This is a genomic window from Kitasatospora sp. NPDC050543, from assembly GCF_044457565.1.
Lineage (GTDB): Bacteria > Actinomycetota > Actinomycetes > Streptomycetales > Streptomycetaceae > Kitasatospora.
In genome coordinates, this window is sequence record NZ_JBITGZ010000054.1 from 15,960 (window position 1) to 32,115 (window position 16,156).

Genomic DNA, 16,156 nt, shown 5'->3' on the forward strand with positions numbered 1-16,156 from the left:
CCCGTGGTACCTCATCCGTAGTACCACGGGTGGGGTACCATCGGCAAGGTGAACAGGGACCGACGCGACCGCCTGCGGGACGCGGCCATCGAGGTACTGGCAGAGGCCGGCGGGCGCGGCCTGACCCACCGGGCCGTCGACACCGCCGCGGATGTCCCGCCGGGTACCACCAAGAACTACTTCCCCACCCGGGACGCGCTGCTCGCAGCCGTCGCCGAGCGGTGCGTGGAGCTGTACCGCGACGTGCCCGGGCCGGCACCCACCGACCGCGCGGGCCTGGCCGCCATGCTGCGCGCGCTGCTGGAGAACGTGGCCGGCCCCGGGCGCGCCCGCATGCTCGCCTACCTGGAGCTGCGCGCCGAGGCCGCGCGCCGGCCCCGGCTGGGCGCGGTCCTCGACACCGTGGCCATCGCCGACTTCACCGCCTTCGAGCGCGCCCAGCGCGCCGCCGGCCTGCCGGTGACCCCCCAGGGCGCCGCCACCGTCACACTGGCCCTGCACGCCGCCATCCCCCACCTGCTGGCCGGCAGTCACGATCTCCTCACCGCCGCCGGCCTGGACGACCTCGACCGCTTCGCGCGCGGGCTGCTGGACACCGTCTACGGACCGGCCCGCGGCGTCCCCGCGCAGAACGACCGGTAGGCGCCCGACGGGCGAGAAGCACCGGCCGCACGCGCCACATCGGCGTCGACGCCGCCGGGCAGCCAGCCTGGTCACCTCCACCACACCGGACGGGCCGCCGACGCGCCATGTGCTCCGACCCGATGCTGTACTGTCCGCGATGATGGACGGCCCAGTTGGAGAACCTCAGCCACCGTGGGACGCCGTGGCCGCGGTGGTGCGGGCGGCACAGGCGGGCGATGCGCTGGCGATGGACGAGGTGCTGACCGTGGTGGCGCCGTACGTGACCAGGCTGTGCCGGCCGATTGCCCTCTCGAACTGCGAGGATGCCGTGCAGGAGGCGCTGACCGCGGTCTTCGTCGGGCTGCGGGGACTGCGCGATCCGCAGGCGTTCTACGGCTGGGTACGCATCGTCACCGTGCGCGAGGCGGTGCGGGTGGGGCGGCGCACCGCGGTTGAACGGACGGTCGATCCCGAGGAGTTCGTCGGCCTGCCCGGACCCGTCGGCGACGGGGAGCTGTCGGCACAGGTACGGGACGTGCTCGCGCGGATGCCGGTGCACCATCGCGCCGTGCTGGTCCTGCGCGAGCTCGAAGAGTTGGACGAACGACGTGCGGCCGAGATCCTGGGCGTCGCGCCGGGAACGGTCAAGTCCCGGCTGCACCGAGCCCGTTCGGCCTTCCGGAAGGCGTGGCAGCAATGAGTGTTGACGCCCTGGTCCGGCTGCGGCTCCTGGCCGCCGGCCTGCACACCACGATGTACGCGGAGGAACACCTGGATCTGCCGTACGACAAGGTGTGGGCGGTCGCCTCGGATCTGGCAGGCGAACTGCCGTACCTGGTGCCCCTGTTGCGCGAGTTCCGGGTCCCTCCCGGTGACGCCGATCGCAAAGGTGCCCTGGCGATGGGCCCGTTGGGCTGCCGCAGCGCCTTCGAGGTGCGGCTGGCTCCGGGCTGGTGCCTGATGCAGTCGCGGCTCGTGGTCGGGGGTATGGCGGCCGTGCCGGAGGGTGACGGCACGCGCTTCGCCATGCTCGGCGCGGCGCGTCCCGCCGCCCTGCGGCCGGTTCAGTGGGCGTACGCTCTCCGGGCCCGCCACGGGCGGACGTTCATCCGGAGGGTCGCGGAGCGGGCGGCCCTGCGCCCGTAGCCTCTCAACCTCCCGTCGCGAACAGCTCGTTCATCGCCTCGGCGACCACGCGGGGACTCTCCTGCGGCAGGAAGTGGCCGACCCCCGGCACGATCCGTACGGTCAGCTCGCATGCGTGGCTCTCGCCCCCGGCCAGCATGGATGGCGGGATCACGTTGTCCCGTTCGCCGCCCAGCAGCAGGGTCGGGACGGTCAGCCGCCGCCCGCGCCATGTGCCGCGCAGCAGCGCGGGGATCTCGCGGACCACGTACTGCCAGAACATGGCCTGCCCGGCATGCGCGCCGGCCTGGGCCGCGGCGCTGAACTCCGCGAGCTCGTCGGCTTGCCAGACCGACGGGTCGGCGACCTGGTGCCGGAGCAGGAAGCGGCTGAACGCCGGCCAGTGGCGCAGCACGGCCCTGCCGATCACCGGGTACTCGACGAAGGCGGTGTACCACTGCCGCCACAGGTTCGGCAGGATGGCCCGCTGCCGGGCCCACGGGTGCACCATGTTGAGCGCCAGGAAGCCGCTGAACCGCTCCGGCGCCCGCAGGCACAGCCGAAAGCCCACATGGGCGCCCCAGTCGTGACCGACCAGGCCCACGCGGTCGAGCCCCAGTGCGTCCAGCAGCGCGAGCATGTCCTCGGCGAGGCCGTCGATGTCGTAGCCGCGCCGGGTCTGCTCCGACCAGCCGAAGCCCCGCAGATCCGGGCAGATCAGCCGCCGACCGGCAGCCGACAGGACGGCGACCCGGTCCCAGGCGAACCAGTGCTGCGGGAAGCCGTGCAGCAGCAGGACCGGCGCCCCGGCGCCGTACTCGGAAACATGCAGCCGGATGCCGCGCACCTCCACCCAGCGGTGCTCCGCCTCCGCCGCCTTCGGGAGCGGCCTGCCGGCGGCGGCCGTGGCCGACGTTGTGCTCGCTGTCATGGGAAACACCTCTCGCCTGCGGCGGGTCTCCTGTGGGCCCGCTTCGGCATGCCAGGAGGCGCGACCTGGCCGAAACGTTCCCCCGCGCCGGGGCCGAATCGTTCCCCATGCCGGGGCCGGAGCGTCCCCGCCGTCCGCGCCGGCGCCACCTTGCCCCAGCAGCCGCCCCTCGGTCGGCTCACCCGGGATCCCGGTCAACGGCGACCGGGCCGGCGCTCGCCGTGGGCACTGTCACCAACCTCCCTGGTCAGTTCGGCTGGGGCCGGTCCGGCACGAGGTCCGCAGGGAGCAGGGGGCGCAGGGCGCCGAGGACGGCGCCGATGCAGATGTCGCGGAGTTCGGTGCGGGAGCAGGTCTGCTCGGTGAGCCAGTCGACGACGAGGATCTGGACGAAGACCAACCAACTCTTCAGTACGGCCGAAACGGTTCGGCGCGCGCTCTCGTCCGCGAGGGGGAGCACGGCGAGCAGGCGGGCGCGGAGCGCGTCCAGCTCACCGGTCATGATCGTCTGGATGACCGGATCGCCCGCGAGCACCCGGTTCGCGGCGAGGACGGCGTGGCGGTTGGCCACGAAGTAGTCGAGGTGGATGTCCATCCCCTGGACGAGTTGCCCGACCAGCGAGTCGGCGGGGTCGATCCTCGTCTCGGCGAGCAGCCGGTCGGCGGCCTGTTGGTAGACCGTGGCGAAGAGCGCGTGCTTGCTCGGGAAGTGACGGTAGAGCAGGGCCCGCGAGACGCCGGCCCGCTGGGCGACGTCGTCCATCAGCACGTCCTCGTAGGGGCGGGCCGCGAACATCCGCGCACCCACGGCGAGGAGCTGGGCGCGGCGGTCGGCGGGGCTGAGGCGCTGGCGGGGAGGCACGGCGAAAGCTTACTTGACACACGTCTACTTAGGCGCGCACGCCGATGCCCAGGCTTAGTAGACACACGTCAACTACGACGTCGGACCGGGACCGGGAGATGGATCATGGCCAGGACACTGCGCGTGCTCGTACAGCTCATGGGGTGGGCGTGTGTGGCGATCGGGTTGTTCCACGTCGCCCTCGGCAACGCGGCCACCCCGGGCCTGGGCTCCGCCGGGGCGACCGTCGACAGCTGGGGGCGGTTCATGGGGGCGAGCTTCGTCGGCTACGGACTGGCCTGGCTCTGGGCCGCCCGGCAGCGGCCGATCCCGGCGACGGCGGTACGCGCCCTCTCCGCCGTCCTCCTGCTCGGCGGAATCGGCCGACTGATCTCGCTGGCGGTCCACGGCTGGCCGCAGTGGTTCCAGATCGCGCTCGCGATGATCGAGCTCGGCCTTCCGCCCGTCCTGTTCTGGATCGCCCCGGCCGAGGAGCGCGCGGCGCCGCGGACGGCGGACCGCGGCGCGCGACCGAACCACTCCCCGGCCCGGGACCTGTGATCGCTACGTGAGGGCGTCGAGCCGGGCGGCGAAGAGGCAGTTCCGGCTGGCTGCGGCGGAGAGCGGCGATGGGCCCCGCCCCGCCCGGCCGGGGAGTGTCAGCGGGCTGCGCTCTGACGTGCGGCCGGCTGACGGTCGGGCTGCTCCTTCCTGCCCTCGGTCGGTGTCATGACCGCCCCGGTCCTGAGGATGCGCGCGGTGAAGCAGGTGATGACGCAGAGGACGACGGGCAGGAGGAAGGTGAGGTTGAGCGGTATGACGTGGGTCATCGGGCCGATGACGGCGGGCCCGGCGAGCATACCGACGAAGCCGAGGCCGGACACCCGGGCCACGTTGGCTCCGGCGGCGGCCGGGTCGGCGTGGCCGGCGGCGCTGAAGAGCTGGGGGATGCAGCCGGACAGGCCGGCGCCGAAGACGGTCCAGCCGATCAGGGCCAGTGGCACGTTGGGGGCGAACGCGGCCAGTGTCATGCCGAGCGCGGCCAGGGCCGAGCCGTACCGCAGCAGCGCCACGGTGCCGACACGGGCGGCCACCCGGTCGGCGAGCAGCCGGCCGGTGGTCATGGCGGTGGCGTAGGCACCGTAGGCGAGAGCGGCGGTGGCGGCGGGCGCGTCGAGCACGTCCCTGAGGTGGAGCGCGCTCCAGTCGTTGGCAACGCCCTCACAGAGCATCAGCGCGAACGCGAGGACGGCGAGCAGCCAGATGCGCGGGGGCGTCCCGCGCCGGGCCGTGGCGCCCGGAGCCGGCGACAGTTCGACGTCGCGGGTGGGGTCCGGGTCCGCGCGCAGATGCGCGGGAGCGGGAGCGGGTACGGGAGCGGGTTCCGGGTGGAGCAGCGCGGGTGCGGCTGCCGCGGTCGCGGCGAGGCCGAGCACCGCCATGGCGCCGAGCGTGGTGGCCGTGCCCCAGGCCCAGCCGAGGGTGAGGGCGCCGACCAGCGAGGCGATCACGCCGCCGATGGAGAACAGCGCGTGGAAGGCGGACATGACGGGCCGTCCGTAGCCGCGTTCGACCTGCACGGCGTGCGTGTTGATGCTCACGTCCAGGCAGCCGCTGCCGAAGCCGAACAGCACCAGGGCCGCGCCCAGGGTCCATGCGTCGATGGCGAGTCCCGGGAGGATCAGTGCGGCGCTGCAGAGGACCGCGCTCGCGGGGACGACCCGGCGGGCGCCGAAGCGGTCGGTGAGCGGGCCGACCAGCTGCATGCCCGTGAAGGCGCCGGCTCCGAACAGCAGCAGGAGCCAGCCGAGCACCGCGTGGCTGATGCCGACGTGATGCTCGATGGCGGGGATGTGGACGATCCACATCCCTGTGTCGAAGCCGACGATGGCGAAGAAGGCGAACGTGGCCAGTCGGCCGGCACGCAGTGTCCTGTTCATAGTTTAGAACATAACGAACAGAGTCGGTGTTCGTAAAGTTGCATGGCAAACAGCCTGGGTGTTTCATGGGCACATGACGAGCACAGAGCGGCTGAAGAAGATCGCCGAGGCCGTGAGCAGGACCGGCCGGCTGAGTGTCGCGGAACTGGCCGAGCTGACGGGCGCCTCCGAGATGACCATCCGCCGCGACCTGGAGGTCCTCGCGGACCAGGGCGTCCTGGAGCGCTACCGCGGTGGGGCCCGCAGCCTGCTCCTGCGCGGTGAGGAGCCCCCCTTCGCGCTGCGCGCACAGGACGGATCGGAGGCCAAGCAGCGGATCGCCGCCGAGGTCGCCGCACTGATCGCCGACGGTGAGTCGGTCGTCCTCGACAGCGGCACCACCTGCCTGGAGGTCGCCCGAGCCCTCCAGCACCGCCGCCTCACCGTCATGCCACTGTCCCTGCACGCGGCCAATGCCCTGACCGGCGCGCCCCGGCTCAGGCTGCTGCTGCCCGGCGGGGAACCGCGTCCCGGCGAACTGGCACTGACCGGCCCCCTGGCCGAGGCATCACTGGCCGCCCTCCGCTTCGACACCGCGGTCGTCGGCTGCTGCGGCCTGAACGCCACCGACGGCCTGACCGCCTACGACCTGGCCGACGCCGCGATCAAGCGTGCCGCGATCCGCTCCGCCCGCCGCGTCATCGTCGTCACCGAGGCCGCCAAGCTCTCCCGCACCGCCCTCGCCTTCGTCACCCCGGCTTCCGCCCTGCACGCCGTCGTGACCGACCACTCCGCCCCCGACGACGCAACCGCCGCACTCACGTCGGCCGGCGTCACCGTACGAAAGGTCTGACCGCCCGCCTGCCTGCCTTGCAGCGCCCCGCTCGGCCCTCAGCCTCGGGCGGGCGGCTCAGGTCTGCGTGTCGAGTCCGGCCAGAAGCTGTGCGACGTCGAGGCCCGTGGTGAGGTACTGCTGGAAGGTCCCGTTGTTCAGGGCCCAGGGCGATCGTCTGCGCCTGATCAGGTCGACCGCCGCGCCGGCGTCCTGACCCAGTTCGATCAGGCATTGCGCGGTGACCAGGCCGGAGCGGTTGTAACCCGAGTGGCAGCGTACGAGGACGGTCCGGCCGTTGCGTACGGCGTGCGCGGCGGTGCGTGCCAGTTCCCGGACGGCGTGGATCTGCCCGGGCGTCAGAGGGCCGTCGGGGATCTCCGTGACGAGATGCTCGACGGCCGGGTGCGGTCCATGTCCTGGGCTGGTGAACAGGCTGATGACCAGGTCGAACTCGCTGTCGACGACGGCGGTTTGCAGCGCGCCGGTGCCGTCGGTCCAGATGTGGCCGCCCATCCACAGTCCCGACCTGATCTCGTTCCAGGGTGTCTCGGGGCCGGGTACGTCCCGATCGTTCTGTCGTGTCTTCACCGTGCTCCCCTCCACGGCGTCAACGGCCCGGCGGGGGCCCGGTGTTCCCACGGGTGCCCTGGATCCCTGACGCCCGCCGCCGCCGCGTCCGGCATGCCGGACCGGCCACGTTGGGCGCCTGTGCCTCCGTTCAGCCGATGGGCACCACGGCGACCGGGCAGTGCGCGTGGCTGACCACGGCCTGGCTCACCGATCCGAGTCGCTGGAAGGGCCCGCGCAGCTCACCGTGACGGCCGACCACCACGAGTTGGTGCTTCTTGGACTGGGTGACCAGGTGCCTGGCCGGTCCGGAACGCACCGTGTCCTCGCTGAGCGGCAGGTCCGGGTACTCCTCACGCCATCCGGCCAGGATCTCGGAGAGCAGTCTGCCCTCCTCCGCCGCCACGTGGCTCTCCTCGTACACCGGCGGCACCTCGTGCCCGGGTCCCAGGACCAGCGGGTAGCTCCAGGCATGGATGACGTGCAGGGGCACCTTGCGCCGCTGCGCGGCCTCGAAGGCGTAGGACAGCAGTGCGTCGCTGGAATCCCGGCCGTCCACCCCCACCACCACCCCGCCCTCCGCCGCGCCGGTGCCGCGGACGATGACGACGGGTGAGCCGGCGTGGGCGGCGACATGCAGGCTCGTCGAACCCACGAGCAGCCCGGCGAAGCCGCCCGCCCCGCGCGCTCCCAGGACGAGCGGTCCGGCTGCGGCGCTGAGGGCGACCAGCGCCTCGCGGGCGCGCACGTCCACCACGCCGCTGGTGACCGTCAGCCCCGGATGGCGTTTCCTCGCCCGCTTCGCCAGGGCGTCGAGCATGTCCTCGCCCGAGCGGCGCAGGGATGGGGCGTTGAGCGAGTCCGGGGCCTGGTCCGCCTCCCACACCCAGGCGTGGACGAGGTGCAGCCGCACGTCTCGCAGCTCGGCCTCGTCGGCGGCCCAGTCGACGGCGTCGCCGGCGGTGGCGGGGTCATCGACTCCGACGATCACGGGATGTGCCATGACGTGCTCCTTCACATCGGACGACGCGGCGGCGCGGGGTGCCCGCGCCCCTCCGGGAACAGCGTTCGATCCAGCCGGATCCGCCCGGCCGTGTGGTCCATCTCGTACTTGTTCCGCGACCCCTGCGGGATCTCGACGATCACATCGAACTCCATCACGGCCTCCGTGAGGTGTCGCGCGGTTGGGCGGGCGCGGCGGCGAGGTCGCCCGCGAGCCGGAGCGCGACGTCGTCCCGCAGTGCTTGTAGCGCATCGGCCGGGGCTCCCAGGCCGTTCACCCGCAGCCTGGCGGCCTCGATGGCGCAGTTGCCCCGCTGGGAGGCGAAGGCCAGGGCGAGCGAGTTGTGGATCATCCACAGGTGGTAGGCGAGCAGCCGCGATGCCCTCTCGTGCAGCCGGGCCACGTCGCCGTCGACGACGAGTTCGCGCATCCGCACGGCCAGCTGGTTGAAGATCGTCAGCTGCCGTGCGCCGGCCTCGGCGATGGAACCGGGCACCGGGCCCAGCTCGCCGCAGGCCGCGACGACCTGGTCGGCGAGCCGCTGCGCGGCGACCGCGTCATCGAGGACGGCGAGGAGGGCACGCAGCTGCGTCTCGTGGTCCGGGCGCGGCGGGGCCGGGCGGGGCGCACGTCTGCGCAGCAGCGCCCTTCCGGCTCGGCTCAGTAGGCCGGAGGCAGGCTGGGCAGTGGGCGCGGGCATGGCATCCTCCGGGCCGAGTGGATCAACCGGGGACCGGCAGCGGCACCGCTGCGGGCTCGGCCGCTCTCCCCACCGGTCCGCATCGGCGCACGCTTTCAGTGTGCGCCGTCGGACGTCGATCGGCAGGCTCCCACGGGTACGCCCGGCCACGGCGGGCCGACCGGACGGGCGCGGCCGAAGGCCCGGGCGGGGCCGGCACCCGGCAGGAAGGCCCGCACGGTCACCTTCCGAGGTCGCACGTTCACACTCCGGACTCCCCCGTGAGCGGGGCGAGAACAGTCCGCTGCCCCTCGGTACGTGCCTCGCTGTCCGAAACCCCTTCGCCTGCCCGTGAGCCGCAGCGCGGCCCGCTGGTAGGCGGGGCGGCACTCGGCGAACTCCGGGTCGGCGAAGAGGTCGCGGTGGCCGCCGAAGCCGCATCGAGATCGCCACTGCGCGTCTGTTCGGTGCCGACGCCCGCTCCGATCACACCCACCCGACCACTCGAACCGATCTGCGACCGGTGAGCGACGACCCGCGACCGGGTGCATCGGGAGAGGCGCCACATCGAACGCGAGTACCGCTTTCGACCGGGTCCGGCGGGCCAGCCGGGAAGTCGGAGGGCAAATGATCTCATCACCGAACGCAACTGCTGGATATACGACATGATGATGCGTCATCATCATGTCGCCGTCGGTGTCGGTGCCGCGTGCGGCCGGACGAACTCCGGTACCGGCGGCGGGGAACGGATGGTGACCCGACCGATGGGACACCCGGGCTCGGCTCGGGCGCAGGCTCCGACTCGGCGCGGAAGGGCGGTGGGTGAAGCACTCTCCGGTGCACACCCGCACGCGGCGCGTCGAGCGACCGGAGCCGGAGGTCGGGACCGGCGAGTACGGCACTCCCCCGGGCCAGGGGCCGGGGGACGGGGAGGAGAGCGGCTGATGGCCGACGACACAGTGGCGGAACCGGGCCCGGCGGGCGGAGACGGAGCGCGGGGACGCCGCCCCGGTCCGCGCACGCGGGTCGACCGGCGGTTCCGCGGCCGACGCGACGACGCCGCGGAGGGGACGCCGGATCCGGCCTCCCCCCTCGATGGGCGCCCGGGCGTCCTGCCGCCGACCAGGGTCGACCCCGGCGCCCCCACCAAGGTCCGCCCCGACGCGCCGACCAGGGTCGCCCCCGATACCCCCACCCGGGTCACGCCGCGGGGCCCCGCGCCGGAGACCGTCACCCAGCGCCCCGCGCCCAGCCGCGGCGGGCACTTCGGGGGCGCCTTCCCGGCCGCCCTGCTGGGCCGCTACGAACCGTACGGCGTAGCCGGCTCGGGCACCGAGGGAACCGTCTGGCACGTACGGCGGGTGGACGGCGGCGGCGAGGCCGCGGTGAAGGTCACGGTGGCCGGCCAGGCCGTGGACGCCGAGCTGCTGGACCACCTGCGCAACGACGCCTACCGCCGCCACGTGCCGCAGATCTTCGACTACGGCCGCGTCGAGCACGCCGGCGCGGGCTGCGACTGGGTGGCGATGGAGTACCTGCCGGTCACCCTCGCCGACCATGTCGCCGGCCTGCGCCGGGAGGGCCGGCACGCCGACGGGCCGGAGACCGACCGCATCGTCCACGAGCTCGTCGCGCTGCTGGACTTCTGGCAGCAGCAGATCAGGCGCAACCCGATCGACTTCAAGCCGGCCAACATCCTGGTGCGGCCCGGCGGTCGCCCCGGGGACTTCGTGATCGCGGACTTCGGCGGCGTCGCCCGGCTCACCGCCAGCCGGAGCTTCTCCCCCGAGATGCAGGTGACGATCGCCTACATGGCGCCTGAGCAGCTGGCCGGCACCAACCACCCGGCCGGCCCGTGGTGGGCGCTGGGCAACGTACTGTACGAGCTGTTCACCGGCCGCCCGCGCTACCTGGGAGCGGACGGCATGCTCGTCAGCGACGAGGTGCTCCAGTACGACCTGGTGATGGGCGACGAGGTCGACCTCTCCGCCGTCACCGATCCGCGCCGGCTGCTCCTGCTCCAGGGGCTGTTCACCAAGAACCCCGCGCAGCGGTGGACGGCCGGGCAGGTCAGGAGCTGGCTGGCCGGCGGCAGCCCCGAGGTCGCGCGCCACCGCATGCCGACCGGCCCCTCCGTCACCCCCGAGCCCCGGCCCGCCCACCGCCCGATCACCTTCCTCGGCGACCCCTACCACGACCCCTCAGTCCTGGCCTCGGCCATGCTCGGCCGCTCTGCCGACGCGGCGTACTGGCTGGCCGGCGACGGCGCGGAGCGAGTGCTGGCCTGGCTGCGCGACGACGTCCAGGACACCGTCTTCGACCTTCACCACCTCCGGGACGTCGAGCGCACCAGGGGTGCCAAGCGCTCCCGCTCGGCGGCCCTCGCCGTCCTCGCCCTCGGCGCCGCGTTCGCCCCGGCCGCCACCCCGCACTACAACAACCGACCGATCGACACCGCCGGACTCGCACGGATCAGTACGGAGGCGGACGCCGTCGCGTTCCTCGACGAGCTGGTCGCCTCCTCGGCGCCGGCGATCGCCGCCCGCTACCACTGCGACCACCCGGAGTGCCACGGGGAGCAGTGCGCGCGGCTGCTCGCACTCACCCAACTGCCCGCCGTCCTGGCCGAGGTGGAGCGTACGGCACGGGCTCTCGGCGGCGGCCCGCGCACGGCTGTCGGGCCGGGCCGAGAGCCGCGGGGAGGCGAGGGGCGGGGCCGAGAGGCGGGCGGCGAGGGGCTGAGCGCGCACGAGCGGGACGGCTCGTACCGTCTCGCCCTCCGGCTGACGATCCTCCCCGAGGAGCACGCCCAGCTGCTGGGGCGGCTCTCTCCGCTGCCCGCCGCCCTCTACCTGACCCTGGACAAGGCACTCCTGCCCGTGCCGGCGGCGAGGACGGTGACCGTGGTGGCCGCGACCGTGGTCGACGCCGCGCTGGCCGCCCGCGCCGCGATGCGTCCCGATGCCGCGGACAAGGTGCGACGCAGCTGGTCGGGCCTGCGCCGACGGGCACTGCGCGCCGATCCGGGTACCGTGCCCGGACGGGCGATGCTGGTGGCCGCCGCGGTACTGCGGGCCCGGGGTGCCCGCGCCGCCCGCGCCGCGCGGGATCGCGGACCGCTCGACCGGCAGGCCATGGCGAGAGCCTGGTGGGCGGGTGCCCGCACCGCGCTGCCGCGCCGGGCGGGAGCGGCCCTGCTGATGCTCATCGCCCTCGCACTGATGCTCTGGTCCGGCGCGGTCTGGCGATTCGGCATCGACGCGGGGACCCAGGTACGGATCCTGCCCAACGGACCCTTCGGCGGCCCGCTGCGCACCGTCGGCGAGCACGCGGCCAGGCAGGTGGTCGGACAGCTGGGCGCGGCCCTGGCCGCAGCGGTGACGGCGGCCGTGTTCCCCGCCCGGATCGGCCGCTGGACGCTGGCGGTGGTCGCCGCCGCGGCCTTCGCGATCGGCTATCTGCGCCTCGGGCCGCCGATGACGGTGCTCCGGCCGCCGCAGGCCCTGGCCGACCGGGTGGTGGTGTTCGAGGGCGGCATGGGCAGCTGGGCCGGGGTGGCCGCGACGCTGGCGGTGGTCCTGACCGCGCTCCTCATCGAGCGCTCCGCCACCCGGATGCTGAAGCCGGCTCACGACGCCCGCCGGGGGACCGCCGAGGAGTGGCAGCGCCTCGCCGCCGCCCGCCGCCGCCCGTCCGCCACCGACCGGCCCGAGCCGGAGCGCGACGCGAAGAAGTGGCGACCGGGCCCCGAGGGTGTGCGCGACCGCGCCCTGTTCGCGCTCGGCAGCACCGTCGTCCTGACCGTCCTGCTGTGGGCGACCGTCGAGGTGCGGCTGGCCTCCACCGGCCACCACCCGAACCCGGCGTCCTGGGGCACCGGCCAGACCGGCGCCGCCTACCAGGCCGGGTTCCTGCTGCTGCTGGCCGCGCTGTCGGTCCTGAGCACGCTCGCCACACCGCAGAACGCCCGCCGGCTGTTCGTCGGATGGCTGCTCGGCACGCTGGTGCTCGGTTCCTGGCCGCCGCCGCTGGGTCCGCTGGAGGCGGTACGCATCCCCGTGGCGCAGCCCCTGTTCGGCGGCCTGGCCGAGCTGTGGGGTCACAGTGCCTTCTGGGCCGCCCTGCTGATCGCCCTTCCGATCGTCGGCTACGGCGTGCTGCGCACCCTGCGCAGGACCCGGCGCTGAGGGCCCCCGGGGGCGGCCGGGCCACGCGGGGCGCCCCGCTATCGCTCGGCCGTCCCCGGCCTCGTCCCCCGTCCCGGTGCCGGTTCCGGCCGCCGCTCCCGTCCTGCCCTCCGTCAGCCGGCCGGGTCCGGCGCCATGTCATAGGTGACGAGCATCGACCGGGTGGCGACCTGGTCGTAGTTGCTGCGCGCCCGGTGGTTGTCGTCAGCGGTGGTCCAGCGGAGCACGTTTCAACCCCGCTCGGCGGCGATCGCCCGCAGGCGCGCGAGCAGCACGTCCACCGCGCCGCCGCCTCGGGCGGCGGGGGGGACGAAGAGGTCGTCGAGGTAGCCGCCGACCGCGCCGTGCAGCGGCCGGGCGAACGGCCGGTAGTGCGCCAGGCCGACCGGGGTTCCACCGGTGTCCCTGACCAGCAGGGCCTCCAGCTCGTGCGTGGCGTCGCGGATCCAGGCCCAGACCAGCGCGGACTGCTCGTCGGGCATCGGCAGCCGGTAGAACTGCGCGTACTCCCGGTAGAGTTCACGCCAGGCCTCGAAGTCGTCCCCGGACGGCGTGTCAACGGTCCAGCGGGGGCGGCCTGCGGGCAGCGGCACGCTGGTGGGTACGGGCGCCTTGGGTACGGGCGCCTTGGGTACGGACACGGTGGGCTCGGGCGCGGTCGGCGGGGTCATGAGTGGCCTCCATGGTCGGGATCCGGCACCGCTGCGGATCACACGCGGTGGGGCCAGCATGAGCGCTCCGCTCGGCCGCCGACGCTCGACGAGCTGTCCAACGGACCCCGCCGCCCGCGCCGACGTGGCGCCTCCCCGGGCGGCTTGAGGACCGCCGGCGGCCTACAGGTTGCCCTTGGCAGCCTGGCGCCCCGCCCGGCGGAGGTCGCTCGCGAGGGATCCCAGCTGCTGGGTGGCCCGGTGGAAGGTGGTGCGGCCCCCCGGGGTGGTCATCCGGTCGGAGAAGACACCGGTGAGGCCCTTCAGCTGGTCGGCCAGGCCGGCGACCGCGGCCAGGAGGCGCTCCTCGTCGGCCCGCTCGATCCGATCGCGAGACGCGCGGGCCGGGCCGGCCAGGGTCTCGCGCAGCAGTTCCTCCGCCTCCCTCAGCGCTCCGGCCATCGTGTGCTGCTCGGTGTCCATCTCCCAGCTCCCATCCGGTGACGGGGCAGCCCGGCTCCGCCGCCCCTCTCCGACACCTGCCGACTCTCCTCCACCGCCTGCCGCCGTGGGCACGCCGGATACGCACCACCATGCCTCACGGGCCCCGCCCCGCCCGGGAACACCACCGGCTGCGCGACCGAATGGTCGACACCGACGGATGCTGCTCCCCGGCCGGCCGTGTGCACCGGCGCAGGCGATCACCGGACGGGCCGGGCCGCCCGTCCGGGGCGACAGCGCGGGAAGCACGGGATGCAGGCGCCCCGGCCCTGCGCCATCGCCCCCCAAGGGTCCATCGTCATCCACCCGGGGTGCACCGGGCACGGTCCTTCCCCACAGGGGCCGTTGACCACTACTTACGTATCGTTGCCGCGGACGGCGGCGCGGAAGGCGAGCGGGGTCTGCCCGGTGCGCTGGTGGAAGAACTTGCTGAAGTTGGTCGCGCTGGTGAAGCCCAGGCGGGAGGTGATGCTCGCGGCGGACAGGTCGCTGTGGGCGAGCAACCGCTTGGCCTCCAGGACGACGCGGCGGTCGATGAACTCCTTCGCGCCGACGCCGTCGGTGGCGAGGGTGGCCCGGGAGAGGGTGCGGGCCGAGTACCCGAGGGCGTCGGCGTAGTCGTCCAGGCGGCGGGTGCGGGAGAAGTCCCGTTCGACGGCGTCACGGAAGCGCAGGTAGGTGTCAGCTGGCTGGTGGGCGCGGCGCCCGGGGGTGTCCACGTGCGCCAGGCGCAGGACCAGGGCGGCGAGCAGGTTCCGTAGCAGCGCGATGTGCACGTCGAGCGGGAGCTGTCCCATCGCCCGGGACTCCCGCACCAGGTGCGCCGCGGCGGTGTCCAGGGCGGCGCGCCGGCCGTCGGCGGCGGCCGGCGCCTGCGGATCGCCGGGCAGGAGAACCTCGTACGGATCGTCGACGCGGGCTGCGGCGACGGTCGCCGGGTCGAGGAAGCCCCGCTCGAAGAGGATCAGCGTCCCCTCGGCCCGGGTGAGGTCACCCCACTGAAACACCTGGTGGGGCCGCACCCACAGCCAGGAGCCCGGTTCGAGGGTGTGGTCGGTGAAGTCCACCGCGGGCTGCATCGAACCCTCGGTGACCGTGAGCAGGTGATGGAAGTCCGGGCGCTGCGGCGTGGCCAGCCGGCACAGGGGCGCGGGGTTCTCGCGCAGCTCGGCCAGGGACAGCACCACCAGACCGGCGGGCGTGCCCGCCGGAGCGACGAATGCGAACTTGGGGATGTCCCGCGCGACTGCCTGTCCGTTTTTGACCATCATGAGTCTCCAGGCTACCCGGGCGGGGGCCCATTTGCCTCCTACGTTGGGTGACATCACCGACAAGCGGGCGAGTGCCGGTGACGAACACCGGACGGGGCCGCGGCTGCGGCGGCTCCTCGTCCTCTGCCGTCCGACCCGCCCGACCTCGGAACGCAACAGAAGTCCCGTTGCACACACCTGTCCTGACCTACTGGAGGATCACGCCATGACCGCCGTCGTTCTCGTCCACGGCCTCTGGGCCGACGGCTCCGCCTGGAGCGAGACCATCACCGAACTGCGCGCGCTCGGCCACCAGCCGGTAGCGGCCCAGCTCCCCCTGGAGTCTCTGGAGGGCGACGTCGCGGCCGTTCGACGGGTGCTGTCCACCATCGACGGGCCGGTGCTGCTGGTGGGCTGGTCCTACGGCGGCGCAGTGATCACCAATGCCGCTGCCGGTCAGGATCACGTCAAGGCCCTCTCCTACATCGCGGCCTTCGCCCCCGACCAGGGCGAGTCGGTCAGCGACATCGCGCACCGCCACCCCGGCAGCGCGCTCCCCGAGCACTTCAGGGTCACCGACGACGGCTACTCGTACCTCGACCGGTCGACGTACGGCTCGGCCGTCGCCGCCGACGCCCCCGTCGAGCGCACCGCGATCGCCTCGGCCGCCCAGAAGTTCGCGCGCCTGGGGATCGACGCCGCCCCGTCCGGTGCTCCCGCCTGGCGCGAGCTGCCCTCGCACTACCTGGTCGCGACCCAGGACCGGGTGCTGCCCGCCGTCACCCAGCGTGAGCTGGCGACCCACATAGACGCCGCCACCACCGAGTGGGAGACCGGCCACGGCCCGATGTACGCCCGCCCGAAGGAGCTGGCCGTCTACCTGGACTCGATCGCGACGGGCCTGTGACCTACCCCCGCGGCCGGGCCGCCCCCGCGGGGGGCGGGGCGGGCGGCCGCGGGGGGGGGGGGGGGCCCCCCGGGGCCCCCCCCCCCCCCCCCGGGGGGGGGGGGGGGCGCCGGGCCCCCGCGGCGCCCCCCCCCCCC

The 16,156-nt window shown here is 73.9% G+C and carries 16 protein-coding genes and 1 pseudogene; 7 read left to right on the top strand and 10 right to left on the bottom strand.

What is annotated here, in order from left to right; translation table 11 throughout:
* The first annotated feature begins 48 nt into the window (after window positions 1–48).
* The 3 genes from ACIBH3_RS34040 to ACIBH3_RS34050 all read left to right on the top strand — a co-directional run bounded on the left by ACIBH3_RS34040 (window position 49) and on the right by ACIBH3_RS34050 (window position 1,770).
* Window positions 49–642: a TetR/AcrR family transcriptional regulator gene (locus ACIBH3_RS34040; RefSeq protein WP_396315986.1), complete on the top strand. Its 594-nt coding sequence runs from the start codon at window positions 49–51 to the stop codon at window positions 640–642.
* A 184-nt stretch (window positions 643–826) separates the two neighbouring features.
* Window positions 827–1,324 (top strand): RNA polymerase sigma factor, encoded by a 498-nt coding sequence (locus tag ACIBH3_RS34045; protein ID WP_396315987.1) that lies wholly within the window; start codon window positions 827–829, stop codon window positions 1,322–1,324.
* Window positions 1,321–1,770, top strand: a complete 450-nt coding sequence (locus ACIBH3_RS34050; RefSeq protein ID WP_396315988.1) for a hypothetical protein — start codon at window positions 1,321–1,323, stop codon at window positions 1,768–1,770. The genes ACIBH3_RS34045 and ACIBH3_RS34050 overlap by 4 nt, the downstream gene beginning before the upstream one ends.
* 4 nt (window positions 1,771–1,774) lie before the next feature.
* Here the strand turns inward: ACIBH3_RS34050 and ACIBH3_RS34055 are convergent, their stop codons facing one another.
* Together ACIBH3_RS34055 and ACIBH3_RS34060 are read right to left on the bottom strand one after the other, a co-directional pair.
* Window positions 1,775–2,680, bottom strand: coding sequence for an alpha/beta fold hydrolase (locus ACIBH3_RS34055; protein WP_396315989.1), 906 nt, complete (start codon window positions 2,678–2,680; stop codon window positions 1,775–1,777).
* Window positions 2,681–2,927: 247 nt separating this feature from the next.
* The gene (locus ACIBH3_RS34060; protein WP_396315990.1) at window positions 2,928–3,542 is read right to left on the bottom strand and encodes a TetR/AcrR family transcriptional regulator; all 615 of its coding nucleotides are present in this window, start codon (window positions 3,540–3,542) and stop codon (window positions 2,928–2,930) included.
* 105 nt (window positions 3,543–3,647) lie between these two features.
* Here ACIBH3_RS34060 and ACIBH3_RS34065 point away from each other — a divergent pair, with 105 nt between their 5' ends.
* Window positions 3,648–4,082 carry a DUF4345 domain-containing protein gene (locus ACIBH3_RS34065; RefSeq protein ID WP_396315991.1) on the top strand — a complete coding sequence of 145 codons (435 nt, stop codon included), beginning with the start codon at window positions 3,648–3,650 and terminating at the stop codon, window positions 4,080–4,082.
* A gap of 98 nt (window positions 4,083–4,180) precedes the next feature.
* On the opposite strand, the gene ACIBH3_RS34070 is transcribed toward ACIBH3_RS34065, so the two are convergent.
* Entirely contained in the window at window positions 4,181–5,461 is a 1,281-nt protein-coding gene (locus ACIBH3_RS34070; protein ID WP_396315992.1) for an MFS transporter, read from the bottom strand.
* 73 nt (window positions 5,462–5,534) lie between these two features.
* Here ACIBH3_RS34070 and ACIBH3_RS34075 point away from each other — a divergent pair, with 73 nt between their 5' ends.
* Window positions 5,535–6,293 (top strand): DeoR/GlpR family DNA-binding transcription regulator, encoded by a 759-nt coding sequence (locus ACIBH3_RS34075; RefSeq protein WP_396315993.1) that lies wholly within the window; start codon window positions 5,535–5,537, stop codon window positions 6,291–6,293.
* A gap of 57 nt (window positions 6,294–6,350) precedes the next feature.
* Here the strand turns inward: ACIBH3_RS34075 and ACIBH3_RS34080 are convergent, their stop codons facing one another.
* The 4 genes and pseudogenes from ACIBH3_RS34080 to ACIBH3_RS34095 all read right to left on the bottom strand — a co-directional run bounded on the left by ACIBH3_RS34080 (window position 6,351) and on the right by ACIBH3_RS34095 (window position 8,545).
* On the bottom strand, window positions 6,351–6,863 hold the full coding sequence (locus tag ACIBH3_RS34080) for a protein phosphatase (RefSeq protein WP_396315994.1): 513 nt from the start codon (window positions 6,861–6,863) through the stop codon (window positions 6,351–6,353).
* A 130-nt stretch (window positions 6,864–6,993) separates the two neighbouring features.
* Window positions 6,994–7,845 carry a universal stress protein gene (locus ACIBH3_RS34085; RefSeq protein ID WP_396315995.1) on the bottom strand — a complete coding sequence of 284 codons (852 nt, stop codon included), beginning with the start codon at window positions 7,843–7,845 and terminating at the stop codon, window positions 6,994–6,996.
* A 32-nt stretch (window positions 7,846–7,877) separates the two neighbouring features.
* A pseudogene (locus ACIBH3_RS34090) lies at window positions 7,878–8,000 on the bottom strand (inorganic diphosphatase); the annotation flags it as partial.
* A complete protein-coding gene (locus ACIBH3_RS34095) occupies window positions 8,000–8,545 on the bottom strand; it encodes a hypothetical protein (protein WP_396315996.1) in 546 nt (181 codons plus the stop codon). The gene ACIBH3_RS34095 and the pseudogene ACIBH3_RS34090, both read right to left, overlap by 1 nt.
* Before the next feature lie 923 nt (window positions 8,546–9,468).
* On the opposite strand from ACIBH3_RS34095, the gene ACIBH3_RS34100 reads away from it, so the two are divergent.
* A complete protein-coding gene (locus ACIBH3_RS34100) occupies window positions 9,469–12,711 on the top strand; it encodes a hypothetical protein (protein WP_396315997.1) in 3,243 nt (1,080 codons plus the stop codon).
* A gap of 230 nt (window positions 12,712–12,941) precedes the next feature.
* On the opposite strand, the gene ACIBH3_RS34105 is transcribed toward ACIBH3_RS34100, so the two are convergent.
* From ACIBH3_RS34105 to ACIBH3_RS34115, 3 genes are all read right to left on the bottom strand, one after another.
* A complete protein-coding gene (locus tag ACIBH3_RS34105; protein WP_396315998.1) occupies window positions 12,942–13,382 on the bottom strand; it encodes a GNAT family N-acetyltransferase in 441 nt (146 codons plus the stop codon).
* 162 nt (window positions 13,383–13,544) lie between these two features.
* On the bottom strand, window positions 13,545–13,844 hold the full coding sequence (locus ACIBH3_RS34110) for a hypothetical protein (RefSeq protein ID WP_396315999.1): 300 nt from the start codon (window positions 13,842–13,844) through the stop codon (window positions 13,545–13,547).
* Window positions 13,845–14,218: 374 nt separating this feature from the next.
* Window positions 14,219–15,133, bottom strand: coding sequence for a helix-turn-helix domain-containing protein (locus tag ACIBH3_RS34115; RefSeq protein ID WP_396316000.1), 915 nt, complete (start codon window positions 15,131–15,133; stop codon window positions 14,219–14,221).
* 205 nt (window positions 15,134–15,338) lie between these two features.
* Here ACIBH3_RS34115 and ACIBH3_RS34120 point away from each other — a divergent pair, with 205 nt between their 5' ends.
* The gene (locus ACIBH3_RS34120) at window positions 15,339–16,019 is read left to right on the top strand and encodes an alpha/beta fold hydrolase (protein ID WP_396316001.1); all 681 of its coding nucleotides are present in this window, start codon (window positions 15,339–15,341) and stop codon (window positions 16,017–16,019) included.
* Window positions 16,020–16,156: the final 137 nt, after the last annotated feature.